We start from the raw sequence: 26530 nt of genomic DNA on the forward strand, positions 1-26530 counted from the left end.
ATGAGCGATCTTCCCAACAAGGCCCGCGTGGTTATTATCGGCGGCGGCGTGATCGGCTGCTCGGTGGCCTATCACCTGACCAAACTGGGCTGGAAAGATGTGGTGCTGCTGGAGCGCAAGCAGCTGACCTCCGGCACCACTTGGCACGCCGCGGGTCTGATCGCCCAGCTGCGCGCCACTGCCAACATGACCAAGCTGGCCAAATACAGCCAGGAGCTTTATGGCGCGCTGGAAGAGGAAACCGGCGTCGCCACCGGCTTCAAGCGCTGCGGCTCGATCACCGTTGCCCTGACCGAAGAACGCAAGGAAGAGATTTTCCGTCAGGCCGCCATGGCGCGCGCATTCGGTGTCGAGGTTGAGGAAATCTCCCCCGAGGAAGTGAAAACCCGCTATGAGCACCTGAATGTCGGCGATGTGACTGCCGGCGTGTGGCTGCCGAAAGACGGGCAGGGGGATCCGGCCAACATCGCGCTGGCCCTGGCCAAAGGCGCCCGCCAGCGCGGCGCGCTGGTCAAGGAACGGATCAAGGTCACCGGCATCTCCAAGGACGGCCGCCGCGTCACCGGCGTCGATTGGGCCAGTGACGACGGCCAGTCCCAGGGCCATATCGAGGCGGACATGGTGGTGAACTGCGCAGGCATGTGGGGGCATGAGGTTGGCCGCATGGCGGGCGTCAACGTGCCGCTGCATGCTTGCGAGCATTTCTACATCGTGACCGAAGGCATCACCGGTCTGACCCAGATGCCGGTGCTGCGGGTGCCTGACGAATGTGCCTACTACAAGGAAGACGCGGGAAAAATCCTGCTCGGCGCGTTTGAACCGAACGCCAAACCCTGGGCGATGAACGGCATCCCGGACACGTTCGAATTCGACCAGCTGCCCGAGGATTTTGACCACTTCGAGCCGATCCTGGAAGCGGCCTGCAACCGGATGCCGATGCTGGCCGAGGCCGGCATCCACACCTTCTTTAACGGTCCGGAATCCTTTACCCCGGATGATGCCTATCACCTGGGCCTGGCGCCCGAGATGGACAATTTCTGGGTCGCTGCAGGCTTCAACTCAATCGGCATCCAGTCGGCGGGCGGCGCAGGTATGGCGCTGGCGCAGTGGATGGAAGACGGCCAGAAACCGTTCGACCTTGGCGACGTGGACATCTCCCGCATGCACCCGTTCCAGGGCAACAAGCACTACCTGTATGAGCGCTCCAAAGAGACGCTGGGCCTGCTCTACGCCGACCATTACCCCTACCGTCAAAAGGCCACCGCCCGCGGCGTGCGCCGCACCCCGTTCCACCATCACTTGCTGCAGCAGGGCGCGGTGATGGGCGAAATCGGCGGCTGGGAACGCGCCAACTGGTTTGCCAATGAGGGCCAGGAGCGCGAATACCAGTACAGCTGGAAGCGCCAGAACTGGTTTGAGAATTCGGCAGCTGAGCACAAGGCTGTCCGCGAAAACGTCGGCATGTACGACATGTCCTCCTTTGGCAAGATCCGCGTCGAAGGTCCGGATGCCGAAACCTTCCTGAACTACATCTGCGGCGCCAACCTGTCGGTGCCTGCGGGCAAGATCGTCTATACCCAGTTCCTGAACGCCCGCGGCGGGATTGAGGCCGATGTGACCGTCACCCGCCTGTCGGAGACCGCCTATCTGGTGGTGACCCCGGCGGTGACCCGTTTGGCCGACCAGACCTGGATGATGCGCCATCTGGGCGACCACCGGGTGGTGATCACTGATGTGACCGCAGGCGAAGGCGTGCTGGCGGTGATGGGGCCAAACGCCCGCAAACTGCTGCGAAAAGTCTCGCCCAATGATTTTTCCAACGAGGTGAACCCCTTTGGCACTGCGCAGGAGATTGAACTGGGCATGGGGCTCGCCCGTGTGCACCGCGTGACCTATGTGGGTGAACTTGGCTGGGAAATCTATGTCGGTGCCGACATGGCAGGTCACGCATTTGAGACGCTGCACGAGGCAGGCCAGGACATGGGGCTGAAGCTTTGCGGCATGCATATGATGGACAGTTGCCGGATCGAGAAGGGCTTCCGCCACTTTGGCCACGACATCACTTGCGAGGACAATGTGATCGACGCAGGCCTGGGCTTTGCGGTGAAGACCGATAAGGCGGATTTCATCGGCAAAGCGGCGGTGCTGGAGCGTAAGGAGAGCGGCCCTAAGAACCGCATGGTTCAGTTCAAACTGACCGATGCCGAGCCGCTGCTGTTCCACAACGAGCCGATCATCCGTGACGGCAAATATGTGGGCTACCTCAGCTCCGGCAGCTACGGCCATACCCTGGGTGCTGCCATCGGCATGGGTTACGTGCCGTGCGAAGGTGAAAAGGCTGCCGATGTGCTGGCCTCCACCTACGAGATCGACGTTTGCGGTGTGAAAGTGAAGGCCGAGGCGTCGCTGAAGCCGATGTATGATCCGAAATCGGAGCGGGTGAAGGCCTAAGCCGCCTCTCCAAAGGTTTAACCTGTTCCGTATGACGCCCCGGTCCAAGCGCCGGGGCGTTTTCCGTAGGTGTCCCCACGGGGACAACCTGGGTTTTGCAGCTCTGTCCCCGCGGGGACAATTCCGGGTTCTGCTGCAACGTTTCTTCCGGTTTCACGGCCCAGCTGCCCACCGCCTCTTGACCCCGCCGGGAATCCCTTGGAGAAATCCACAAAAGCCTTGTACGGCAGGGGTAAACAGGTAGGTTGCTTGTCCCGGCCAGTGACATGGGGCCAGACGGAGAGGATTTGGGACATGAAGATCAGCATCGAACGCGGCACGCTTCTCAAGGCTGTGGCTCAGGCACAGTCGGTGGTCGAGCGCCGCAACACCATTCCGATTCTGGCGAATGTGCTGATCGAAGCCGAAGGCGACAGTGTCCAGTTCCGCGCCACCGACCTGGATATCGAGGTGGTCGACAAGGCCCCCGCCCAGGTGGAGCGCGCCGGGGCCACCACCGTGGCCGCCACCACCCTGCACGAGATTGTCCGCAAGCTGCCTGACGGCGCGCTGGTCACACTGAGCGCCGACGCCGCAACCGGGCGCCTGACCGTTGAGGCCGGCCGCTCCAACTTCTCGCTGGCGACCCTGCCGCGCGAGGATTTCCCGGTGATGGCTTCGTCGGAATACCACTCGAACTTCGCAGCCAAGGCCGCAGTGCTGCGCCGCCTGTTCGATAAGTCGAAATTTGCAATCTCGACCGAGGAGACCCGCTATTACCTGAACGGTGTCTATCTGCATGTGTCATCGGGCGATGGCGGCAAGGTTCTGCGTGCCGTGGCCACCGACGGCCACCGTCTGGCGCGCATCGACGCCGAGCTGCCGCTGGGCGCCGAGGACATGCCGGGCGTGATTGTGCCGCGCAAGACCGTGGGTGAGCTGCGCAAACTGCTGGACGACGATGACATGGACATCGCGGTGTCGGTCTCGGAAACCAAGGTGCGCTTTGCCACCCCGAACATCACCCTGACTTCCAAAGTGATCGACGGCACATTCCCGGACTACACCCGGGTTATCCCGGCCGGCAATACCCGCCGTCTGGAAGTGGATGCCTCCGAGTTCGCCCAGGCCGTGGACCGGGTTGCAACCGTGTCTTCCGAACGTTCCCGCGCGGTGAAGCTGCAGCTGGAAGAGGACCGTTTAATCCTGTCGGTCAATGCGCCTGACAGCGGTGCCGCCGAAGAAGAGCTGGCGGTGGCCTATAACGACGAACGCCTGGAAATCGGATTTAACGCCAAGTACTTGCTGGAAATTGCCAACCAGGTAGACCGCGAAAACGCTGTGTTTATGTTCAACTCCTCCGGCGATCCGACCCTGATGCGCGAAGGCAGCGATCAAAGCGCTGTTTACGTCGTGATGCCGATGCGTGTCTGAAGCGCCTGACGGCGCTGCCTCCCCCGCCGGGCGGCGGGACGCGAGTATTTTTGGAAAGATGAAACGGGAGCGCGCCGCGTGCTGGCCCTGACTGCCCTGACCTTGTCCCATTTCCGCTCGCATTTGCGGGCGGAATTGCGTTTGGACGGGCGTCCGGTCGCCATCCACGGCAATAACGGGGCGGGCAAGACCAATATCCTGGAAGCCGTGTCGCTGTTCTCGCCCGGCCGGGGCCTGCGCCGGGCCAGTGCGGCAGAGATGGCACGCCAGCCCGAAGCGCTGGGGTGGAAACTGAAGGCTGAGCTGCGGGCACCCTCGCAGGCCTATGAGGTGGAAACCTGGTCCGAAGGCGGCAATGCCCGGCAGGTGAAAATCGACAATAAGCCCGCCAGCCAGATCGCGCTGGGCCAGGTGGCGCGGGTGGTCTGGCTGATCCCGGCGATGGACCGGTTGTGGATTGAAGCGGCAGAAGGCCGCCGGCGCTTTCTGGACCGGATCGCGCTGAGCTTTGAACCCGCCCATGCCGAGGCCTCGCTGGCCTATGAAAAGGCAATGCGCGAGCGCAACCGGTTGTTGAAGGACCAGGTGCGCGATGCCGCATGGTACCGGGTGCTGGAAGAGCGGATGGCCGCCTCAGGGCACCGGATCCATGCGGCGCGCGTGCAAGCGGTGGAGCTGCTGCAGATTGCCCAGGCCGAAGCCGGAACCGTATTTCCCGCGGCTGAGCTGGAGCTGCTGCAATCCGAAGGCAGCATGCCGTCCACCGAGGCGGATTTCAAAGAGGCGCTGGAGGAAAGCCGGTTCCGGGATCTGGCGGCGGGCCGGACCCTTGTCGGGCCGCACAGAACCGATTTGATCGGCACCTACCAGGCTAAGGGCATCCCGGCCAAGGACTGTTCGACCGGTGAGCAGAAAGCGCTGCTGGTGTCGCTGATCCTGGCCAATGCACGGGCGCTATCGCAGCGCGAGGGCGCGCCGCCGATCCTGCTTTTGGATGAGGTTTCCGCGCATCTGGACGCTGGCCGCCGTGCGGTCCTTTATGACGAGATCTGCACTCTGGGAACCCAGGCCTGGATGACGGGCACCGGGCCGGAGCTGTTTGGCGAGCTGGCTGGCCGGGCCCAGATGCTGGAAGTCTCTGACAGCGGCAGCGGGTCGGAGGTGACGCAAAAATGACTGTCACCGTTTGGGATCTGTCGCTTTATGCAGGGGCGCTGCTGATCTTGTTCCTGACACCCGGCCCGGTCTGGCTGGCGCTGATGGCGCGCTCGGTGTCCGGCGGGTTTCCGGCGGCCTGGCCGCTGGCGCTGGGGGTTGCCTGCGGCGATATTCTGTGGCCGCTGGTGGCGGTGGGCGGCATGTCCTGGGTGGTTTCCGAATTCACCGGCATCATGACCTTGTTGCGCTGGCTGGCCTGCCTGATGTTCCTCGGCATGGGCGGGCTGCTGATCCGTCACGCGGGTGAAGCGGTTCAGGAAAGCCGCGCCCTCACCCGGCCGGGCGTCTGGGCCGGGTTCATGGCGGGAATTGCTGTGATCCTGGGCAATCCCAAGGCAATCCTGTTCTACATGGGCGTTCTGCCCGGATTCTTTGATCTGTCAGGCACAACCTGGCCGGATGTTGCCGCCATTGTGGTGCTGTCTTTTGCGGTTCCGCTGGCAGGGAACCTTGCGTTGGCAGGGATGGTGCACCGGGTCCGGCGGGCGATTGCTTCGCCCCGGATCCTGCGGCGCATCAACCTGGTGTCCGGCGGGCTGCTGATCTGTGTGGGGCTGGCGATCCCGTTCCTTTAGGCGGATGGTTGCAACCAGGCCTGCAAGTAAGGTTCCAGTGTCTGGGCCGGGCGCGCTGCAGTCTCATGCTCAATGCAGAACCACAAGCCCAGCACATGGTTCAGAAACGCCTGGATGCCTTCCGCCAGCAATTCCGGCGGCTGGTTCCGGCGAACCCTGCCCGCCGCCTGCATGTCCTGCAGCCAGCCCGTCAGCAAGGCGACCTGCCGGGTGAAGCTTGCAGTGACAACTTCATCCGGCTCATCCGCAGTGGTGCCTGAATAGCGCAGCAGCAGATCGAAAATCACCCGGTCCTGCGCGACGTAATCAAGATGCGGTGCAAGCCGGGCGGTCAGATCCGCTACATCTGCCGGTGCGCCTGCGGCCTCCATCCCGTCAAGCAGCCGTGTCACTTCCTCCCCGATCAGGACGGCCAGCAGTCCGTCCTTGTCTTTGAAATGGGAAAACAGGGTGCCTTTGGCAACACCGGCCCGGGCAACCACATCTTCAACCCGCAAACCGCTATAGCCCTGTTCCTGGACAATGACGGTTGCGGTGCTGAGCAGTTTTGCGCGGGTTTCCAGCCGCCGCTTTTGTGGAGCACGTGTCATGCCTCATCCTCACGGGTTCGTTATTGACCGCGGTCACTTTTATAATTGACCACGGTCATTTTTTATTTCAATAAAGTGACCGCGGTCAACTTAACTCATGGAGAATGACATGTCTGCCCGGAAAATACTGATCTTGAACGGCCACCCGGCTGAGAACACTTTTACGCAGGCGCTATGCGAAGCCTACGCATCTGCGGCGCAAGCTGCGGGGCACGATGTGCGCCTGCACAAGCTGTCGCAGCTGGAGTTCGACGCAGATTTCGGCCAGGCCGGGTTTTCCGGAGCAAAGAGGCTGGAGCCGCAGATCGAAGCAGTGCTTGCGGACTTTGAGTGGGCAGAGCATGTGGTCCTTGCCTTTCCGCTGTGGTGGGGCGGGATGCCGGGGAAACTGAAGGGGTTGTTTGACCGGATTCTGCTTCCCGGCCGCACGTTTGACCCGCGCATTGTGACCGATGGCCTGCCGAAACCGCTGTTGGCCGGAAAATCGGGCCGGGTGATGGTGGCGTCGGACACGCCGCCTGACTTGATGGAGCAGTTCTATGGCAATGCAGCGCATGTTCAGGTGGAGCGGCAGATAATGAATTTCGTGGGGATTGATCCGGTAGAGACCTGCCATTTCGGCGCATTGCAAGGATCAAGTGCGGAGGAGCGCGCAGCCTGGCTGAGCACCGCGTCGGAGCTTGGCGCCTTAGCAGCATAATCGTCTGATACAGCCCTGAAAAAAGGGGGCTTGCGCGTGACAATCCCGGCCAGACTCCGTATAAAATCCTGAAGCAAAGACAGGAAGATGTGAATGTCCGGAAACGAGCAGGCCCCCGCAGAATATGGCGCGGATTCCATCAAAGTTCTCAAAGGGTTGGAGGCGGTTCGAAAACGCCCCGGCATGTATATCGGGGACACCGACGATGGCTCGGGCCTGCACCACATGGTGTATGAGGTCGTGGACAACGGCATCGACGAGGCGCTGGCAGGCCACGCGGACCACGTGACGGTGAAAATTCACGCCGATTCCAGCGTATCCGTCAGCGACAACGGCCGCGGCATTCCGGTGGGTATCCACGAGGAAGAAGGCGTTTCCGCGGCCGAGGTCATCATGACCCAGCTGCATGCCGGCGGTAAGTTCGACAGCAACTCCTACAAAGTTTCCGGCGGCCTGCACGGTGTGGGTGTTTCGGTGGTGAACGCGCTGTCTGACTGGCTGGAACTGCGCGTCTGGCGAGACGGCAAGGAACACATTGCCCGGTTTGAGCGCGGTGATACCGCCAAGCATCTGGAGGTGGTCGGCGATTGCGGCGACCGCACCGGCACCGAAGTGCGCTTCATGGCCTCGACGGATACGTTTTCCAACCTCGAATATGTCTTTGAAACGTTGGAAAAGCGCTTGCGGGAACTGGCTTTTCTGAACTCCGGCGTGCGCATCATCCTGATCGACGAACGCCCGGCGGAACGGCTGGAAGTGGAGCTGTTCTATGACGGCGGCGTCAAGGAATTCGTCAAATACCTGGACCGCCACAAGACCCCGGTGATGGAAACTCCGGTTTATATCATCGGTGAAAAGGACGAAATCGTTGTCGAAATCGCCATGTGGTGGAATGACAGCTATCATGAAACTGTGCTGCCCTTTACCAACAACATCCCGCAGCGCGATGGCGGCACCCATGTTGCAGGCTTCCGCGGCGCGTTGACCCGCACGATCAACAACTACGCGCAGGTTTCGGGCATCGCGAAGAAGGAAAAGATCTCCTTTACTGGTGATGACGCCCGCGAGGGGCTGACCTGTGTTTTGTCGGTGAAAGTGCCGGATCCGAAATTCTCCAGCCAGACCAAGGACAAGCTGGTGTCATCCGAGGTGCGCCCGGTGGTCGAGAGCCTGGTCGGGGAAAAACTGGCAGAGTGGTTTGAGGAAAACCCCGGCCAGGCCAAGCAAATCGTTGGCAAAATTGTCGAGGCCGCTTTGGCCCGCGAGGCCGCCCGCAAAGCGCGCGAACTGACCCGCCGCAAAACCGCGATGGACGTGAATTATCTGGCTGGCAAGCTGAAGGATTGCTCTGAAAAAGACCCGTCCAAAACCGAAGTCTTCCTGGTCGAGGGGGACTCGGCCGGCGGTTCCGCCCAGACAGGCCGGGACCGGAGGACCCAGGCAATCCTGCCCCTGCGCGGCAAGATCCTGAACGTTGAACGGGCACGCTTTGACCGGATGCTGGGAAGCCAGGAGATCGGCAACCTGGTGATGGCATTGGGCACCGGTATTGGCCGGGACGAATTTAAGATTGAAAAGCTGCGCTACCACAAGATTGTCATCATGACCGATGCGGACGTGGACGGCGCCCATATCCGGACATTGCTCCTGACCTTCTTCTACCGGCAGATGCCGGAGCTGATCGAGGGCGGCTATCTCTACATTGCGCAGCCGCCATTGTATAAGGTCGCGCGCGGCAAATCCGAGGTTTACCTCAAGGATCAGGCGGCGCTGGATGATTATCTGATCAACCAAGGTGTCGACGGCGCGTTGCTGAAACTCGGTAACGGCTCCGAGATGGCCGGTGCCGACCTTACCCGCGTGGTCGACGAGGCGCGCCAGCTCAAACGTGTGCTGGATGCTTTCCCGACCCATTACCCGCGCCACATCCTGGAGCAAGCCGCAGTGGCCGGTGCCTTTGTGCCCGGTGCGGTGGATTCCAACCTGCAGGGCGTGGCCGACAAGGTCGCGGCGCGGCTGGACGCCATTGCCCTGGAATATGAGCGCGGCTGGCAGGGCCGGATCACCCAGGATCACGGCATCCGCCTGGCTCGCATCCTGCGCGGAGTCGAGGAAGTGCGTACCCTGGACGGCCCGATGCTGCGCTCCGGCGAGGCGCGCAAGACCGGCAGCTTTACCCAAAGCCTGCAGGAAGTTTACGGCACCGCCTCCCAGCTGATCCGCCGCGACCGCAGCCAGATTATTCACGGTCCGCTGGATCTATTGAAGGCGATCCTTGATGAAGGCGAAAAGGGTCTCTCGCTGCAGCGCTACAAAGGCCTGGGCGAGATGAACCCGGACCAGCTGTGGGAGACGACACTGGACCCGGACGCCCGGACACTGCTGCAAGTGCGGGTCGACGATATGATCGAGGCGGATGATCTGTTCACCAAGCTGATGGGCGATGTTGTCGAACCCCGTCGCGAGTTTATCCAAAAGAACGCGCTTAGCGTCGAAAACCTGGATTTCTGATCGGGTGTAGGGATCCCCATAGCGCTGCGGACACCCCATAGTTCTGCGGTATTTGCGCATAGTACTGCGGGGCGCCAATCGGCCAGCAAAAGGATCGAATGTTGGAAAGCTTCGAATTCTGTTGATTCCCGCCATGTGGTGGTGAAGTGTGGTCTGCGAGCAAAAACAACCTGGGATTGCTAATGTGTATGGCTGCTCTGGTGCGCATTTTGGATGACGTAAGAAGTTGAAGACAGAAGATATCGCCAAATCTGCACAGACCTGCTTCCAAGGTTCTCCTACGATCGTTCTTGGAAGCGGTGCATCAATGCCCCATGATCTGCCGAGCATGGGAGCTTTGAGCGAATACCTCCAAAGTGAATTGCAGGCCGAGGGGGAGGCCGAAGAAGACGCTTGGATATTGGTTAGGACTGCGCTTGCAAACGGTGATCACCTCGAAGCCGCGTTGGAAGGCAAGGCATTGCCAGAAACGCTCCTTGCGAAAATTGTCCGGCTGACCTGGCAATGTGTAAATGGGAAGGACAGGGTTCTCTTGGATGCTGCGGCATCCGATGGTGCTGAGTTTGCACTTGGTAGCTTGCTTGTTGGGATGTTCAAAAGCACTCAAACCGAGGCTCACATCGTCACGACGAACTATGATCGAGTCGCAGAATATGCCTGCAACGCTAAGGGCATTTTGTTTCAGACCGGTTTTGCGCCGGGGTATGTATGGACCTGCTTCACTTTTGTTCCGGTTTTCTGCGAGCAATGCTCGCCATAGAGGAGACCGGAAATGGCACCCAAACACAGTGACGATTTCAAACGCGAAGCGGTTCGGATCGCGACAAGCAGCGGGCTGACGCGTCGCCAAGTCGCGTCGGAGCGCTTCCGATCCTTCCCGTCCAAGATCGGGGTTGTGAAGGAAACCGGCGATACGCTGCTCAAAGGCCTGGAGGGTCTTCTCTGGCGCTTGGCGAAGGGTGCCTCCACCGTCGGCCCGAATGAACAGCTGCTGCCCTTTCGCCGAAGCTGTAGAGATGCCGTAGTCTTCGCGCCCTTTCAGAGCATTATGGAGTTGGAAGGCTTCTTGCGGCAACGAGCGACGCCAGAAATGGGGACGCGCTCGGACCAAGGTCAGCGTTACCGAAGCGGCGCAAATTCAACAGAAAGAGCGTGAACGCAGTCCGGGTGTCGTGAGTCGTATGTAGCAAAAAAACTTTGCTGCACACTTTTGATTGAGTGTATCAATCTTATATTTGATGCACACGAACAACACACAGGTATCACATGGACCCGATATCGCATTCCCGCGCAGCTCAAGTCGCTTATCAGGACTTGCTGCGCATGCATCTCGACGAGGCAGCATCGGAAATTGTGGGCAGCATCGAAGAGCGTCAGCGTAACGGGCGGACCTACCTCTACGACCGGTTCCGCATCGGGACTGTCATGAAAAGCCGCTATCTCGGCGAGGACAGCCCTGACTTGCGCGATCGTCTGGCACGCGCGGCTGATCTGAAGGCGCAGGCACAGGAGCGAAAAAAACGCATGTCGCGCCTGGCGCGCGTCCTGAGGGCCGAAGGGATGATCGGAACCGACCGGGAGACAGGCTCGCTGCTTCTGGCTTTCGCGCGCGCCGGCGTCTTCCGGCTGGGCGGCACATTGATCGGGACCGGAGCCTACGCGCTCTATCAGGGGGAGCTTGGCGTTCGCTTCGACTCTGACGAGCTTGCCCAGACTGGGGACATCGATTTCGCAAGCTTTGAGCGGCTCTCAGTGGCTCTGGGTGACCGCGTCGAGAAAGAACCGGGGGATATTCTTCGGTCGATGAAATTCGATCCCGTTCCGGGTGTTTTTGACCGGCAGGTCTGGAAGTGGCGTCAAAGTGGTGGCGAGGCCATGGTCGAGTTCCTGACGCCGGCTTTCGGCGGGGAAAGCATCAAGCCGCTTCCGGCACTGGGTGTAAACGCACAGGCATTGAACTACCTCAATTTCCTGATAGCGGAGCCGATACACGCGCTGGCAATTTACCGCTCCGGCGTCCTTGTGCAGATCCCCCGCCCGAGCGCTTCGCGATACACAAGCTGATCGTGGCCAGCAGGCGGCATGGCGGTTCGGACGAGGCGAAAGCGCGCAAAGACCGGGCTCAGGCTGAGTTCCTTATCCGCATCCTCGCGGAAGATCGGCCCGACGATCTCGCTGAGGCCTACGAGCACGCGCTGTCGCAGGGCCCCCGGTGGCGCGACCGGATCGCCTCAAGCCTCGGACGCATGCCTGCAACAAAGGATCTCCTGCGCGGGCTCTCTTGATCCTGGTGCAGATGGTGGTGCTCCGCGGATCGAGGGGTTTGTTCGGCGCGGCGCTCAGCCCAAGGATCGTGACAGAGTCGGATGCAAGCAGGGCAAAGTCTATTCCGGTCCCGACGGTTGTGAAGAACAACCCGAGCAACAGCCCACGGAATGGGTCGATGTTCGATTCCAGCTCGCGTTTGTATTCGCTGTCCGCCAGGACGACTCCCGCTCGCCTGTTGGTTCCATCCCGCCTTGTCGCCTATATTTCCCTCGAGGGAGGCTTGATCATGTTCGAAGCCATCACCACGGAAACTTTCACCGCGAGCACCATCATTGGCGCTTGTGTGCTTATTGTTGCAGGCAGCGGCTATATGCTGCGCACGAAAAGATCAAAAGATCCGATTGTTGATGTCGATGCGGCCGTGCGCGATGCGCCCTATCATCGCCTGCGCAACATTCTGAGTGTCGCGGACAGCTAAGTGATCACCTTAAAGAGTAAGGGGCCTCAGCGCTTGCAGTGGCGCGGTGGCGACTGCTGACAAAGCCGGAATCTGCAATGCCAGATCGTGAGACTGGACCTTCCGTATCACAAGGCCGGTAGATTCTTCGAGCAGACCCTGTGGTTTCGGGCGACCCAAACGTTGGGTGAGCTCAGTGCGTGCCCCAATGACTGGCGGCCTCCGGCACCCGAGAAAATTGCCATCCAAAAAACCTTTATTTAGGACTTCATAGATACTAATTAAGGATCTCATATAAGACTCACCACAAGGATACATAACATGCACCGTTATCGCACACATGCAGACACCATAACCCTGATGCGTCTCATGCTACATCGCGCCGGACAAACACGTGCAAGGCTTTCCCGAAAGACAGTCGCCCGCCTGGCAGGCCGCAAACGGCTACGCTCCGGCTTTCTCGCACAACTGATCGACGTAGGTCTCGAGGAAGGCCTGATGATCGTTGAGCTCGACACTGGCGCATTCGGCGTGATGCCAGTGTCATCGCTGGCCGGTGCAAAAACGATCCTTGCGAAGAACGTCCTAAGTGCGGAGGAGCGCAGGGCTGTTTTGAAGAACACCATCGACATGGACGCTGTCGCCGAAGAACTTGGGGACACAGAGGAAGAGGAAGAGGACGATGTCGAGGATGATTGAGCCGAAGCGGCTGGTGGAGGCGCCGTCTTGGCGCCGGCCATCCGCGCGCTGCGCCACCCGAAGCGATCGGAATGAGCGGCTGGCAAGTTTGGACGGCCGGAATACAACTCAGGCTATGGACGTGGAAGTCCAGGGGTAAGTTATCTCTAATCGCGTCCTTCGGCACTGAGTCCTAAATCGATAATTCATCCTTCTTCAGTGGTCGCCAAGGTCCAGTGCTCCTGAGGACTTTAATGTCCATAGGTCAGGTCATATATGGCCACAGGGAGTATCTCCCAACCGCCTTACAATTAATGATTTTCCCATCATATTCACCTCACACGCAACGCACAAGGAGGCGAAAATGCCTGAATGCTCAGAGAAGGTGGTTTCGATTGGGAGCCAGAGAAAAAAGAACGCGGAAGACGAGCGTACTCTCTCCCGGAAATGGGGTAAAGCAACCATCGATCTCGGTTACACCGTGATCCCGTCTGCCTTGTTGCGGGGACAGGCCCGTCTCGGCATCGGCCCTAACGAACTCGCTGTTCTCCTGCATCTCCTGGACCACTGGTGGCGGCCGGACGAAATGCCGTGGCCGTCGAAAAAGACCATCGCGGAGCGGCTGGGTGTGAGTACGAAGACTGTGCAGCGGGCCATCGTCGGCCTCGAACAGGCGAGCCTCCTGCGCCGGAACGAGCGGTATCACAAAACCGGCGGCCGCACATCGAACGAATACGACCTGCGGCCGCTTGTCGAACGGCTGAAGCCGATCGTGGCGGACATGGCAAAGGCAGAGAAAGACAGCAAGGCAACCAAGCGGGCTGCCGAGCGCCCGGGTCTGCGTAAGCGCCAGTCGGCATCGTAAGCGGAGATGAACATGGACAACGAAATTGCTTACCGCCGTATCATGCTGGTCATCGCAATCATCGGGCTTGCGGTCAGCGCTGCCCAACTCTGGATCTGAGGTCTCATGATGGCAACCTTTTCGACTTTCACTATCGAGGCCCTCGTTCAGGTGATCTCGGGAGGGTCCGGGATGAACAATCCTGAGCCTCCGATCGGCATTTATCGCAGTGCCTCCGACATAAATGGGTTCCTCATGGCGTGCGGCATAGACCCGGCACACGGCGAGGGCTCGCGACTGCCCGCGCTGAGAGGCTGCCTGAACTGGGCTGCCAAGCAGGAAAACGGCGACGACCTGATCCGCCGCTTGATCGAAAAGGTCGCCGACCCCCGGAACCACGCGCGGGAGCCGGAGAAGACACAGGCCGTTCTCGACCACCTGAACCTGCATCTCATTCCAGACGGCTTCGAGGTGGCGCTGCTCGGAGGCAGGGCGGTCCTGCGCAAGCAGGGTTCGGGGGCCGCGGTTGTCGGTGCCATCGCCAACAAGACCGCGACTCTGGATTTCGGAACAGTGAGCCAGGATCTCGACCGCGCGACCCGAAACGCGGAAGACGATCCCGAGGACGCTGTGACAGCTGCCTGCGCGACGCTGGAGGCGGTCTGCCGGTCAATCCTTGTCGAACTCGGGTTGGAGCTTCCAGCGAAGAAGGACGTCTCGGCGCTTGTGCGTGCCGTCCAGGGGCCGCTCGGTCTCTCCCCCGGGCGCAAGGACCTGCCGGACCTGATCGCTGGCGATATCCGCAAGATTCTGAGCGGCCTGACCACGGCCACCGAGGGGATCGGGGCTCTCCGCACTCATGGCGGCGATGCCCACGGCCGGGAGCGGGGGCACCGCCGGATCGACCCGCGGATCGCGCGCTTCGCCATCCATGCGGCGAGCACCGTCGCGCTCTTCCTGATCGAGACTTGGGAGCGGAAGATGCAGCGCAGCCTGCCCGCGGAGCCTGCGGAATGAACCTCGCTGCCTTCATGGCTGCGCCGGCGCTGGTGGCAGTGAGAGAGAAACGGCCGGCGAGCGCAGAAGGGATTTCTTCGGGAGCACTTTTCACACCTGCAACGCAGACGGGACCTATCTGCGAAGCGCGCAGGGTTTCCACGCCCTTCTCATGGGGGGATTGTCTGAAGTTGTCCCGGAAATCAGTCAGTTGTCCAATCATTGAGGCCTCTCAGTCGCAAGACAGGAGGCCCCCAAATGCGCAGTGTCTGCCAGGGGCTGCAGATCGACCACGACTGATGGGGAGGCACAACACGGGCCACTTGCGAGCTGGTCAGCGGCGGCTGCTTCTTTCACATGGGGCAGTGTGGTATGAACTGTACATGAGCCAAAAGTCCTTCAGTTTCTCAGATCGTGCCAAAGCAAAGGCCTTTAGCCGTGCGGACGATGAGGCACGCTTGGAGGCCGGAGACATCAGCCCACCTGAGCTGCGTGTGCAGAATTCGTTCGTGAAAAGCCCAGGGTTCGCGAAGAGGAAAGTTGGGTTCTCTCCCAGATGCCGACCGCTGAATGGCGACAAATATTTCATGGTGGAGCATAGCGGATCCAGGGGGGCTCAAAACGCGGCGCGCCGAAAGCCGAATGCAACGGATTGATTTCGATGGATTTTACTAAGGCGAGAAGCTTGGATAATGGTTGGGCGGGCATATAGCGAGCTTCTCTAAAAGTTGTCACCGATCTGCACGCCAAGTGCAAGTGACTGTAGTGAAACGCGGATAGGTTGATGGAAAGCCCTGCCTTTATAGATTTCGAAGCATCAAGCCTGAGCCAACACTCGTGGCCGATTGAAGTGGGTTTGGCTTGGCTGGAAGTTGGCCGTGTTGTTGTTGAGAGCCGGCTGATCCGGCCGCGACCTGAATGGCCGGAAAGCGACTGGGATCCCGCGAGCGAGGCGGTACACAATATCTCACGTTCTGAATTGAAGGGGCCGAAAGTGCGGACGATGTCGTTGATTGGTTGATTAAAGCGATTGGAAGAAGGGTCCTTGTTTCAGATGCTCCCGAATTCGATCAGCATTGGATGGATCGCCTGCTTGGTGAGCCTGGGCCAAAGATCCACGATTTCGACATGGCTGTTTGGCAGGCATTCTCTGACGGCGGGAATGTAAAGGCTGGGCGTCTGCATCGCGTGTATCGGAACAGGACGACCCGGCCGACGCTACATCGCGCTGGAGATGACGCAGCCGGGCTGTGTTACGCTTGGCGTGCAGGAGTGGGGAAATGAGCACTGAGACTGCTGTCAAGCTGATCACGCTTATCACAGGCGGCGTTGGCATTTTCGGCGGTTTCTATATGTTGTGGCGAACTCGCAGCGGTCAGACGACTGATGCCAGCAATATCGTCAGCAGAGCGCCGTATCCCCTGCTGGGAGATTTCAGCGTCAAAGTTGCACCACTGAGAAGTAGGCGCCGTTGGGCCAGCGCCTAACGGCAAATGTTGAGATTTGCTTAGAAGGTGGGCCAAAGTCATTGGCTCACCTTCTTCATTTGCTTCCCTTGATCATAAACAGAGTAGTTTCTTCCCTTACCGCTGGAAAGTGCCCGGCGTAGCAGCCATGACTCTGTGATCCTCATGGATATCCTGAGCACCCGATCGGAGAGAGGGCTCGATATGCATGTTGGGTCTTTGATCCGGACCAGGCAGAAATTCTCGATGTCATCAGGCTGGATGATGAGGTGAGTGCCGAACTGACCTGAAGCTCCGACCAAATTTGTGACTTAAGTCGTCCGGATTACATCATTTCGACCATCATGACCGGTTAAGAGCCGTAAAATGTCCAAAAGAACGGTTTAAGCCCACTAATCACCAGATGCCTGGTAAGCACACTTCTTCTGGGATGGGAGATGTCAAAGGATGCCAGCGCCACCTCCACCACATTCGTCATGGTCCAGCGCGCGCCAGTAAGACGCTGGGCGGGAATACCGTTTCTCCATTCGATGTCCAGCGGTTGCTCCGGCACGAAAAAATCGACATGGCGCCCATCCTCCAGAAAGGCGTTCGCACCAGCCCATAGCTCCAGGGCTTCCTCGAAGTCTTCCGATGCACATGCCGCAAATATTTCCTGGCAATTCATCATTGAGCGAACGAGGATATCCGGGTTGCCGCGGCTGGTCAGGTACCAGTAGGGGAGTGAGTTGAGCGAGGTTCGAGCCAGGGTTTTCCGCCCGAATGGGACTCGCATCCGGTCACGCTGCGTGCTCAGTGCATTTCAACGTCATTGTTAGAATTCTGCCGGCCAGCCGGGTAGCTGGCAGACCTGCCTGAGCTTCGACCGTAGTAAGCACAAACTTTAGAATATTGGCCAAATCGCTCTTTTCCAAAGGAAAAAAATGTGGTTTGAATCAGGTGTAGCAGCAGATTCCTGCGCTGCACGGATCGGTTTTTCGTCCGCAGCGCTTTGGGACTGAGCCGCAGAACTATGCGCAAATTTGGCGCAGAGCTTTGGGCGGCAAGCACCGAAATTTCACTTAGGAGTGAGGGAGCGCCCCGCTGCGCTTCGGGCGGCCCTACATCGGGTGTAGGATCGCGTGCAGCCGTGCGCGATCCCCATAACTTTGCGCGATTGGCCCAAAGGTTTGCGCATAAGCGCTGCTGCGAGGACTTCACCTGCCACGTCGCGGCAGGCGCATTTCTGGCCCCGGTACCTGCGTTCGAATGGCATCTCAATTGTGATGATCAAATTCAGTGCTCCTTCACATGTCAAGCGGCACGAGGCTGGCTGGCGGCACTTCCCAAACAATTACAGAGACATGGGCGTGTCCCAAATTGGATTGCGATGTTCGCGGTTGGAAGCGCTCTGGAAATATTGATATCGTTAGTTTCGATTGTTTGAATGTTTGGTTTTGCCAAATCTACCGCCCGGGAAATGATTCAGATCAAAGTGCAGTACGGCCGTCCTGCGCATTCTCCTGCCAGCGACGCGGCACTGTTCAGAAAACCGGAATCAGATGCGGCCTTTTCCGGCCGGCTTGCTGCGCTACATTTGTACGAGCCAAGGAGGACAAAAAATGTCCGAACAGCCAAGCAAAGCCGAAGAGCGGAGCACCTTCCTGTTCCTTGCCGTGGTTCTGGCGCCGGTACTGGCGGTGGGACTGGTCGGCGGATACGGCCTGGTCATCTGGATCTCCCAGATCTTCCTGGGACCGCCGGCCGGGTAAGAGGCCAGGCCAATGCCAGCACATGCCAGCACAGCCCCCTCGCGGCGCGCCTTCCTGACCGGGAAAGTGGCCCGCCCGGATCCGGAATTCCGTCCGCCCTGGACGGATGAGGCCCGGGTGCAGGCGCAGTGCACCGGCTGCAATGCCTGCGTGGAGAGTTGCCCGGAGAACATCATCGAATTCGACAGCCGCAGCCGCCCGCGGATCAGTTTCCACGGTGGCGAATGCACATTTTGCGGCGCCTGTGCCGAAGCCTGCCCGCAAGCGGTGTTCGATCTGGCACAGCCAGCGCCCTGGCCGGTGACGGCGGAGATCACCAGCAGTTGCCTGAATGCCGCCGGAATCGCCTGCCAGCTGTGCACCGACATTTGCGACCCTCGTGCCCTTCGGATGGACCTGTCGGTCCGCCCGGTCGGCGCCATTCAGGTGGATCCCGGCGCCTGCACCGGCTGCGGTGCCTGCCTGTCCACCTGTCCCAACAATGCCATCGCACTCTGCGATCCCCGCCAGCAAAGGACGCCCGCGTGACAGAAGAGATCCATATTTCCAGCCTGCTGGTGCGCAGCAACCCTGTACACATGGAGGCCGTCCTTGCCGACATCAAATCCATGGCAGGCGCCGAGATTTCGCAAGCCGACCCCTCGGGCAAGATCGTCGTCCTGTTCGAGGCCGAAAGCGACCGGGTCATCGGCGATGCCTTGGCCAGAATTCAGCTTCTCGACGGCGTCGCCAGCGCGGCGCTTGTCTTTCATCAAACCTGCGATGCGCAGGATCTCGCTATTGAAGAAGGAGTCCCCAATGACCGGACTTACCCGCCGCGACGCCATCAAGGCGCAGGCAGCCGCAGCTGCGGCACTTGCCGCCGGCCTGCCGATCCCTGCGGCAGCACAGAACCTTGTCACCGACGCCAATGTGACCGAGCTGAAATGGTCCAAGGCGGCCTGCCGTTTCTGCGGTACCGGCTGTTCGATCATGGTCGCCACCAAGGCCGGCCGCGTGGTTGCCACCCATGGCGACACCCAGGCCGAGGTGAACCGCGGGTTGAACTGCGTCAAGGGCTACTTCCTCTCGAAGATCATGTATGGCGCCGACCGTCTGACCCAGCCGCTGCTGCGCAAGACTAATGGCGAATATGACAAAGAAGGCGAGTTCACCCCGGTTTCCTGGGATGAAGCCTTTGATATCATGGCCGAGAAGTGGAAGAAGACCCTGGCCGAAAAAGGCCCCGAGGGCATTGGCATGTTCGGCTCCGGCCAGTGGACAGTCTGGGAGGGCTATGCCGCGTCCAAGCTGATGAAGGCGGGCTTTCGTTCCAACAACATCGACCCCAACGCGCGCCATTGCATGGCCAGCGCTGTGGGCGGCTTCATGCGCACTTTCGGCATCGACGAGCCGATGGGCTGCTATGACGACTTCGAGAACGCCGACGCCTTTGTGCTGTGGGGCTCGAACATGGCCGAGATGCACCCGATCCTGTGGACCCGCATCACCGACCGCCGGTTCAGCCATCCGCATGTGAAGGTGGCGGTTCTGTCGACCTTTACCCACCGCAGCTTCGACCTGGCCGACATCCCGGCGGTGTTCACCCCGCAGACCGACATGGTGATCCTGAACTACATCGCCAACTACATCATCCAGAATGATGCGGTGCATAAGGACTTCGTCGGCAAACACGTGAACTTCCGCCGCGGCAATCAGGACATCGGCTATGGCCTGCGTCCTGAGCACCCGCTGGAGCAGGCCGCCGAGAACAACGACAAGGCAGGCGGCTCCGAGCCGATGAGCTTTGAGGAGTTCGCCGAATTCGTCTCCGAATACACGCTTGAAAAAGCTGAAGAAATGTCCGGTGTTCCGGCCGAGACCCTGGAGAAGATCGCCAAGCTTTATGCCGATCCCGACACCAAGGTCATGTCGCTGTGGACCATGGGCGTTAACCAGCACACCCGCGGTGTCTGGACCAATAACCTGCTTTACAACATCCACCTGCTGACCGGCAAAATCTCCACCCCCGGCAACTCGCCGTTCTCGCTGACCGGCCAGCCGTCGGCCTGCGGCACTGCGCGCGAAGTGGGGACTTTCTCGCACCGCCTGCCTGCGGATCTGGTGGTGAAGAACCCCGAACACCGCGCCTTTGCTGAAAAAATCTGGAATCTGCCCGAAGGCACCGTGCCCGGCTGGGTCGGCTCCCACGCGGTGAAACAGAACCGCGACCTGAAGGACGGCAAGATCAACTGCTACTGGGTGCAGGTGAACAACAACATGCAGGCCGCCCCCAACATGATGGAGGAAGGGCTGCCGGGCTACCGCAACCCCGACAACTTTATCGTGGTGTCGGATGCCTATCCGACGGTGACCGCAGAGGCCGCCGATCTGATCCTGCCCGCCGCTATGTGGGTGGAGAAAGAAGGTGCCTATGGCAACGCCGAGCGCCGCACCCAGTTCTGGTACCAGCTGGTCAATGCACCGGGTGAATCCAGGTCCGACCTGTGGCAGCTGGCCGAGTTCTCGAAACGCTTCACCACCGATGAGGTCTGGCCGGCCGAGCTGCTGGACGCCAACCCGGAATATAAAGGCAAGACCCTGTTCGACGTGCTGTTTGCCAACGGCAAGGTTGACCAGTTTGAACTGACCGAGAAAGCCAAAGAGTACGGCAACCACGAATCCGAAGACTTTGGTTTCTATCTCCAAAAGGGTCTGTTCGAGGAGTATGCAGAGTTCGGCCGCGGCCACGGCCACGATCTGGCACCCTTTGACCGCTACCACGAGGAACGCGGGCTGCGCTGGCCAGTGGTCGACGGCAAGGAAACCCGCTGGCGCTTCAAGGAAGGCTCAGACCCCTATGTGACCCCGGGCTCGGACTACGAGTTCTATGGCAAGCCCGACGGCAAAGCGGTGATCTTTGCGCTGCCCTACGAGCCGCCGGCAGAAAGCCCGGACGCGGAATACCCGATATGGCTGGCCACTGGCCGCGTGCTGGAACACTGGCATTCCGGCTCGATGACCCAGCGGGTGCCGGAGCTGTATCAGGCCGTCCCCGACGCGCTGTGCTACATGCACCCGGACGATGCCAAGGCCCAGGGGTTCCGGCGCGGCACCGAAGTGCGGATCATCTCGCGGCGCGGTGAAATCCGCACCCGGGTTGAAACCCGCGGCCGCAATAAGCCGCCCAAAGGTCTGGTGTTTGTGCCCTGGTTCGATGCGCGCCGGCTGATCAACAAGGTCACGCTGGATGCCACCGATCCAATCTCGAAACAGACGGACTACAAGAAATGCGCAGTCCGTATCGAAGCAGTGTGAGGCCCGTCATGAAACATCTCCGTCTCGCCATCCTGGCCGCTCCGATCCTGCTGGCCCCGGTCTTTATGGCTTCACCAGCTTTTGCCCAGAATCAGGTCGCCACGCTGCGCAACAACGCGCCGCTGGGTGAACAGGGCGAAGCCACCCAGATCCCCGGCATCGTCAACACCGACATCCGCCAGGTGCGCAACTACCCGGATCAGCCGCCGCTGATCCCGCACAAGACCGACAATTATCAGGTGGATCTCAATTCCAACAAGTGCCTGACCTGCCACAGCCGCACCGCGGTTGAGGTCAGCCAGGCGCCGATGATCTCGGTCACCCACTTCATGAACCGCGAGGGCCAGACGCTGGGCGCGATCAGCCCGCGGCGGTATTTCTGCACCCAGTGCCACGTCGTGCAGACCAATGCCCGGCCGCTGGTTGAAAACGAGTTTGTCGATGTCGATCAGGTGCTGGACTACGTGCACTCGAAACAGGGCGGGTCTGACTGATGTGGGGTTTCTTAAAACGTCTGTGGTGGATCATCTCCCGCCCCAGCGCCTTCTTCTCGCTTGGCTTCCTGACCATGGGCGGCTTTGTGATGGGGATCATTTTCTGGGGCGGCTTCAACACCGCGCTTGAGGTCACCAACACCGAGGCCTTCTGCACCAGCTGCCACGAGATGCGCGACAACGTGTTTGAGGAGCTGAAGCCGACGATCCACTATTCCAACCGCTCCGGCGTGCGGGCGTCCTGCCCGGACTGCCACGTGCCGCATCAATGGTCCAACAAGATCGCCCGCAAAATGCAGGCCTCCAAGGAGGTCTGGGGCAAGATCTTCGGTACCATCAACACGCGCGAGAAATTCCTGGAGCACCGGCTGGAACTGGCGCAGCACGAATGGGCGCGGCTTGAGGCCAACGACTCGCTGGAATGCCGCAACTGCCACTCGGACGAGTCGATGGACATCACCCGCCAGTCCAAACGAGCTGCGGATGCGCATGAACGCTTCCTGTTCACCGGTGAAAAAACCTGCATCAGCTGCCACAAAGGCATCGCCCACCAGCTGCCCGACATGAGCGCCGCCGAAGGCGAAGATCATGCCGGTCTGCTGGCCCCGGCCCACGGTGAAGGCCTGCTGGCCAGCACCCGCAGCTATCTGGGTCTGAGCAGCGACTGACGCTGCCAGCCCCCGCAAACAACTAAAAAGGCCGCTGCCTCGATGGGCAGCGGCCTTTTTTGGTGTCTGTTGTCCGGCGGTTTACAGAGGGATGCTGCCCAGATGATCCGCGCCGCGTTTGCGGGCCAGCATCATCTGCTTCTGCCGCTCACGGAACCGCGCCTTGTCTTCTTCCAAGGTCTGATCGATGCACTGATGGCAGGTGACGCCCTGCTCAAACCCGGGGCGCGCCTTGTCCTCGGGCAGGATCGGGCGGCGGCAGCCGTGGCACAGCTCATGCGGGCCTTCCACCAGCCCGTGGCCGACCGACACCCGGTTGTCGAAGACAAAACATTCACCTTCCCAGGTGCTGTTTTCCGGCGGCATTTCCTCCAGATAGCGCAGGATGCCGCCCTTCAGGTGATAGACGTCCTCTACCCCCTGGCCCAGCAGGTAGTTGGTCGATTTCTCACAGCGGATGCCGCCGGTGCAGAACATCGCAACCCGCTTGTTGTGAAAGCGGTCCTTGTTCTTTTCCCACCAGGCCGGAAAGTCGCGGAACGACTCGGTCATGGGATCAATCGCGCCTTCAAAGGTGCCGATCGCCACTTCGTAATCGTTGCGGGTGTCGATCAGGACAACATCGTCCTGCCGGATCAGATCGTTCCATTCCTCCGGCTCAACGTAATGGCCAACAGATGCCAGCGGATCCACGTCCGGCTGGCCCATCGTCACGATCTCTTTCTTCAGCCGCACCTTCATCCTGCCAAAGGGCGGTTCAGCGGCGGTGGCTTCTTTCCAGTCCAGATCCGCGCAGCCGGGCAAGCCTTTGATATGGGCCAGCACCGCATCGATACCTGCGCGCGGTCCGGCGATGGTGCCATTGATCCCCTCCTGCGCCAGCAGCAGCGAGCCTTTGACGCCTTGCGCCTGGCATAGCTCCAGCAGCGCCGGACGGATCGCGGCGGGATCGGGGAAACGGGTGAAGTGATAGAGGGCAGCAATTGTGTACATACCCCGCCCTTAGAACCATGGCGCGGGTAATTCAAGAGAAAGAGCCACCGCCGATGAGCCAGTAAAATAAGGGCTTTGGATGCATGTTAATTGCTGCGCCGGTTCGCGACTGCCCGGCGGGAGTTTCCAAGATCCGCCGCCGCCGCTACATATTGTGTGCCCAGCAAAGGAATTGCCGATGACCCAGGCTCTGATTGTCGTGGATGTACAGAATGATTTCTGCCCCGGGGGCGCGCTGGCCGTGCCCGGAGGGGATGAGGTGGTGGCCCCGTAAACGCCATGATGGACCGGTTCGATGCCGTGATCCTGACCCAGGACTGGCACCCGGCGGGGCATTCCTCCTTTGCGTCTTCGCATCCGGGAAAGAACTCGTTTGAAACGACCAATATGCCTTATGGCACCCAGGTTTTGTGGCCGGATCACTGCGTGCAGGGCAGCGATGGGGCCGCATTTCGCAAGGGTTTGCGCACCGATGGCGACCTGATCATCCGTAAGGGCTTCCGGCCAGGGATTGACAGCTATTCGGGGTTCTTTGAGAACGATCACTCCACCCCCACCGGGCTGGAGGGGTATTTGCGCAGCCGCGGCATCACTGCGCTGACCCTGGCTGGACTGGCCACTGATTTCTGTGTTGCCTTCACTGCCCTGGATGCGGCGCGGCTTGGCTTTTCCGTAACGGTTGAGCTGGCGGCCTGCCGCGCCATTGATCTGGACGGATCGCTGCAGGCGGCGCTGGAGAGAATGGAGAGCAATAACATAATCCTGCAATCTTAAGGAGATTGGGGCGAAATGTTAATAAAGGCGTTGCTATGCTGTGCGGGCACCCCGATAGACGCCAAGGCTGATTGATGGACACTTCGGACTGGACCGGCAATGGACCGCTGGCCAACTTTAGAAAACGATACGGCTCGCTTGAGCTGCTGTTGCGCTATTGCCGCGGCCGTGTCCGCGCGTTCCGGGCCCGCCTGTTGTTCATGTTTTTTGCCTTTGCCGTTCTTGGGCTGGTCGTACCATCGCTCTATTCGCTGCTGGCGTTTGCGATTGCGCTTGCCGGGGATGTTGCGGACTGCCTTCTGCTGCGCCAGGCAGACCATCTGGTCCGCCGCGGGATGAGCGAAAGGTGGCTGCGGCTGCTGACGGCGCTGACCGCCTTTTTGCACGCCTTGGCGCTCGGCGCGGCCGCGTCGGTGCCGTTCTGGGTCGAAATGCCGGGATTGGTGCCGCACGCCCATAATGAGCCGCTTTTTACAATCGGTCTGCTTACCGGGATGGCGATCAATGCCGGGCTGGTGCTGCCGTATCATCCGCTTGCAGTCATAACCAGACTTGTCACCTATGCGGTACTGCCGGTTGCCTTTCTGGCCGTGGAGATCGTTGGAACCCCGGTTCTGGCACCTGAGTATTTCCTTCATCTGGCAGGGCTGGCAGTTCTTTATGCCTCCTTTTTCTGGTTTCTGACCTATGTCAGGCGCAATTTCAGCCGGACCCGCAGCGCTTTGCTGTCTCAGGCGCTCCAGCAGGAGGAACTGGAAGCCGCCTATGTCCGGCTTTCCGACCAGAAGATGGAGGCCAAGCGTCTGGCGCTGGTTGCTGAAAGCGCCAACGACAGCGTGATGCTGATGGACCGCGACGGGCGCATCACCTGGGTGAACGACAGTTTCACCCGCATCACCGGTTACAGTTTTGACGAAGCGCAGGGTCAGTTGCCCGGCGATCTGCTGAACAGCGGCGAAACGGACGCTGAGACAATCCGCCAGCTGCAAGACAGTGTTCTCCATGCGCGCCCTCTGCGGGTGGAAGTCCGCAACCGCTGCAAGGACGGCCGGCTGGTCTGGATCGAGACCAGCCAGGTGCCGATGCTGAACGCTGCCGGCGAACTGGAGACCTTGATCGCAGTGGAGCGGGACATCACCGCCGCCAAGGAACATGCCCAGCAACTGGAGCAGGCCCGTATCGCCGCCGAGGAAGGCGCCCGGGCCAAGGCTGATTTTCTGGCCACGATGAGCCACGAAATCCGTACACCGATGAATGGTGTGATCGGCATGGCCCAGTTGCTGCGCGAAAGCAGCATGGACGAAGAGCAAACGCTTTACACAGACACCATCCTCAGTTCGGCGGATACCCTGCTGGCGCTGATTAATGATGTGCTCGATTTTTCGCAAATGGATGCCGAGGAGCTTAACCTCAGCCGGGTCAATTTTGATCCGCACGCCTGTTTTGAGGAAACCATCCGCCTGCTGCAGGCCCAGGCAGACGCCAAAGATTTGGAGCTGGTACTGAAAATCACCGGTCGTGTGCCCAGCCTGCTGCGGGGGGATGACCGGCGGATCCGGCAGGTTCTGATGAATCTCACCGGCAATGCGATCAAGTTCACGAATCAGGGCCGGGTGCTGGTGACACTGGATGCCGAACCGGCGGCGTCAGGTACAGGCCGCGACCTGGTGTTCTCGGTTGCAGATACCGGAATTGGCATCGCCGCGGAAAAGCTTGGCAAGGTGTTTGAGCGTTTTTCTCAGGCGGATGCTGCAATCAGCCGCCGTTTTGGCGGTACTGGGCTTGGGCTGGCCATTTCCCGCCGCATTGCGGAAGCGATGGACGGCAGTATCACGGTCACGTCGGAACCGGGCTTGGGGTCCTGTTTTACGGTGCGGCTGCAGTTGCAAACACCTCAGCCCGAACCCGAAAAGGCGCCCGCGGCACCGGCTTATCCGGACGGTTCCCCCGCACTGGACGGCCTGCGGGTTCTGGTGGCCGAGGACAACGCGGTGAACCGGGTGCTGATTGAAAAATTCCTGCAATCCGTCCCGGTAGAGCTGGCCTTTGCCAAGGATGGCCGCGAGGCAGTGGCGCGTTTTGAGGATTTTGCACCCGATATCATTCTGATGGATATGTCGATGCCGGAAATGGATGGGCTGGAGGCCACCCGGATGATCCGGGCCAGGGCCCGCCCGCAGCCGGCCATTGTGGCCCTGACCGCCAACGCCTTTGAGTCTGACCGTAAGGCCTGCCTGGATGCCGGCATGGATAACTTTATGAGCAAGCCGATCAACCGGGGTGTGCTTTTGGAGGTGCTGGGCCAATTGGCGCCGCAAGCACAAGCCCGCCGCGCGGGTTGATTTCCTTGCTCCTGCAGGCGCGCTATCCTATCAATCAGTGACCC

23 protein-coding genes and 3 pseudogenes are annotated in these 26530 nt (G+C 60.2%); 23 read left to right on the top strand and 3 right to left on the bottom strand.

From position 1 onward, the window contains the following. The 4 genes from ETW23_RS21130 to ETW23_RS21145 all read left to right on the top strand — a co-directional run bounded on the left by ETW23_RS21130 (nt 1) and on the right by ETW23_RS21145 (nt 5657). Nucleotides 1–2451, top strand: a complete 2451-nt coding sequence (locus ETW23_RS21130) for an FAD-dependent oxidoreductase (RefSeq protein ID WP_134831158.1) — start codon at nt 1–3, stop codon at nt 2449–2451. A gap of 294 nt (nt 2452–2745) precedes the next feature. Next, nucleotides 2746–3864 carry a DNA polymerase III subunit beta gene (gene dnaN, locus ETW23_RS21135; RefSeq protein ID WP_129372428.1) on the top strand — a complete coding sequence of 373 codons (1119 nt, stop codon included), beginning with the start codon at nt 2746–2748 and terminating at the stop codon, nt 3862–3864. 78 nt (nt 3865–3942) lie between these two features. Beyond that, nucleotides 3943–5040, top strand: a complete 1098-nt coding sequence (gene recF / locus ETW23_RS21140) for a DNA replication/repair protein RecF (protein WP_129372427.1) — start codon at nt 3943–3945, stop codon at nt 5038–5040. Next, nucleotides 5037–5657 (top strand): LysE family translocator, encoded by a 621-nt coding sequence (locus tag ETW23_RS21145; RefSeq protein ID WP_129372426.1) that lies wholly within the window; start codon nt 5037–5039, stop codon nt 5655–5657. Before recF ends, ETW23_RS21145 begins: the two co-directional genes overlap by 4 nt. Here the strand turns inward: ETW23_RS21145 and ETW23_RS21150 are convergent. Beyond that, complete coding sequence (locus tag ETW23_RS21150) at nt 5654–6247, bottom strand: TetR/AcrR family transcriptional regulator (protein WP_129372425.1); 594 nt, start codon at nt 6245–6247, stop codon at nt 5654–5656. The genes ETW23_RS21145 and ETW23_RS21150 overlap by 4 nt on opposite strands. Nucleotides 6248–6356: 109 nt before the next feature. Here ETW23_RS21150 and ETW23_RS21155 point away from each other — a divergent pair, with 109 nt between their 5' ends. From ETW23_RS21155 to ETW23_RS21210, 11 genes and pseudogenes are all read left to right on the top strand, one after another. Beyond that, the gene (locus ETW23_RS21155; protein ID WP_134831159.1) at nt 6357–6947 is read left to right on the top strand and encodes an NAD(P)H-dependent oxidoreductase; all 591 of its coding nucleotides are present in this window, start codon (nt 6357–6359) and stop codon (nt 6945–6947) included. A gap of 93 nt (nt 6948–7040) precedes the next feature. After that, nucleotides 7041–9458: a DNA topoisomerase (ATP-hydrolyzing) subunit B gene (gyrB, locus tag ETW23_RS21160; RefSeq protein WP_129372423.1), complete on the top strand. Its 2418-nt coding sequence runs from the start codon at nt 7041–7043 to the stop codon at nt 9456–9458. 226 nt (nt 9459–9684) lie between these two features. Continuing rightward, nucleotides 9685–10218: a hypothetical protein gene (locus ETW23_RS21165; protein WP_134831160.1), complete on the top strand. Its 534-nt coding sequence runs from the start codon at nt 9685–9687 to the stop codon at nt 10216–10218. A 12-nt stretch (nt 10219–10230) separates the two neighbouring features. Continuing rightward, nucleotides 10231–10614, top strand: a complete 384-nt coding sequence (locus ETW23_RS21170; RefSeq protein WP_134831161.1) for a hypothetical protein — start codon at nt 10231–10233, stop codon at nt 10612–10614. Nucleotides 10615–10724: 110 nt separating this feature from the next. After that, nucleotides 10725–11743: pseudogene (locus tag ETW23_RS21175) on the top strand (GSU2403 family nucleotidyltransferase fold protein). A 269-nt stretch (nt 11744–12012) separates the two neighbouring features. Beyond that, nucleotides 12013–12204, top strand: coding sequence for a hypothetical protein (locus ETW23_RS25280; RefSeq protein ID WP_167738162.1), 192 nt, complete (start codon nt 12013–12015; stop codon nt 12202–12204). A 477-nt stretch (nt 12205–12681) separates the two neighbouring features. Beyond that, nucleotides 12682–12882, top strand: a complete 201-nt coding sequence (locus ETW23_RS21190; RefSeq protein ID WP_134831163.1) for a hypothetical protein — start codon at nt 12682–12684, stop codon at nt 12880–12882. Nucleotides 12883–13225: 343 nt separating this feature from the next. After that, complete coding sequence (locus tag ETW23_RS21195; RefSeq protein WP_134831164.1) at nt 13226–13726, top strand: helix-turn-helix domain-containing protein; 501 nt, start codon at nt 13226–13228, stop codon at nt 13724–13726. 105 nt (nt 13727–13831) lie between these two features. Further along, nucleotides 13832–14722 carry an abortive infection family protein gene (locus tag ETW23_RS21200; protein WP_134831165.1) on the top strand — a complete coding sequence of 297 codons (891 nt, stop codon included), beginning with the start codon at nt 13832–13834 and terminating at the stop codon, nt 14720–14722. A 763-nt stretch (nt 14723–15485) separates the two neighbouring features. Next, on the top strand, nt 15486–15722 hold the full coding sequence (locus ETW23_RS21205) for a hypothetical protein (protein ID WP_134831166.1): 237 nt from the start codon (nt 15486–15488) through the stop codon (nt 15720–15722). Between the two features lie 259 nt (nt 15723–15981). Next, entirely contained in the window at nt 15982–16188 is a 207-nt protein-coding gene (locus tag ETW23_RS21210) for a hypothetical protein (protein WP_134831167.1), read from the top strand. A 331-nt stretch (nt 16189–16519) separates the two neighbouring features. Here ETW23_RS21210 and ETW23_RS21215 read toward each other — a convergent pair whose 3' ends face one another. After that, nucleotides 16520–16942 carry a hypothetical protein gene (locus ETW23_RS21215; RefSeq protein WP_134831168.1) on the bottom strand — a complete coding sequence of 141 codons (423 nt, stop codon included), beginning with the start codon at nt 16940–16942 and terminating at the stop codon, nt 16520–16522. Nucleotides 16943–17768: 826 nt separating this feature from the next. On the opposite strand from ETW23_RS21215, the gene napE reads away from it, so the two are divergent. The 6 genes and pseudogenes from napE to ETW23_RS21245 all read left to right on the top strand — a co-directional run bounded on the left by napE (nt 17769) and on the right by ETW23_RS21245 (nt 22377). Beyond that, nucleotides 17769–17918 (top strand): periplasmic nitrate reductase, NapE protein, encoded by a 150-nt coding sequence (napE, locus tag ETW23_RS21220; RefSeq protein ID WP_134831169.1) that lies wholly within the window; start codon nt 17769–17771, stop codon nt 17916–17918. Nucleotides 17919–17930: 12 nt separating this feature from the next. Then, nucleotides 17931–18446: a ferredoxin-type protein NapF gene (locus ETW23_RS21225; protein ID WP_134831170.1), complete on the top strand. Its 516-nt coding sequence runs from the start codon at nt 17931–17933 to the stop codon at nt 18444–18446. After that, a pseudogene (locus tag ETW23_RS26605) lies at nt 18443–18664 on the top strand (chaperone NapD); the annotation flags it as partial. The gene ETW23_RS21225 and the pseudogene ETW23_RS26605, both read left to right, overlap by 4 nt. Before the next feature lie 52 nt (nt 18665–18716). Beyond that, on the top strand, nt 18717–21215 hold the full coding sequence (napA, locus tag ETW23_RS21235; protein ID WP_129372419.1) for a nitrate reductase catalytic subunit NapA: 2499 nt from the start codon (nt 18717–18719) through the stop codon (nt 21213–21215). Between the two features lie 8 nt (nt 21216–21223). Then, nucleotides 21224–21709 carry a nitrate reductase cytochrome c-type subunit gene (locus ETW23_RS21240; protein ID WP_129372418.1) on the top strand — a complete coding sequence of 162 codons (486 nt, stop codon included), beginning with the start codon at nt 21224–21226 and terminating at the stop codon, nt 21707–21709. Continuing rightward, nucleotides 21709–22377, top strand: a complete 669-nt coding sequence (locus tag ETW23_RS21245; protein ID WP_134831171.1) for a NapC/NirT family cytochrome c — start codon at nt 21709–21711, stop codon at nt 22375–22377. The genes ETW23_RS21240 and ETW23_RS21245 overlap by 1 nt, the downstream gene beginning before the upstream one ends. A gap of 81 nt (nt 22378–22458) precedes the next feature. Here the strand turns inward: ETW23_RS21245 and ETW23_RS21250 are convergent, their stop codons facing one another. Beyond that, complete coding sequence (locus ETW23_RS21250; protein ID WP_134831172.1) at nt 22459–23370, bottom strand: rhodanese-related sulfurtransferase; 912 nt, start codon at nt 23368–23370, stop codon at nt 22459–22461. A gap of 178 nt (nt 23371–23548) precedes the next feature. Here ETW23_RS21250 and pncA point away from each other — a divergent pair. Beyond that, a pseudogene (gene pncA, locus ETW23_RS21255) lies at nt 23549–24144 on the top strand (bifunctional nicotinamidase/pyrazinamidase). A 74-nt stretch (nt 24145–24218) separates the two neighbouring features. Next, entirely contained in the window at nt 24219–26486 is a 2268-nt protein-coding gene (locus ETW23_RS21260; protein WP_134831173.1) for a PAS domain-containing hybrid sensor histidine kinase/response regulator, read from the top strand. The last annotated feature ends 44 nt before the right edge of the window (nt 26487–26530 follow it).

It is taken from the genome of Leisingera sp. NJS201 (genome assembly GCF_004535885.1).
GTDB lineage: Bacteria > Pseudomonadota > Alphaproteobacteria > Rhodobacterales > Rhodobacteraceae > Leisingera.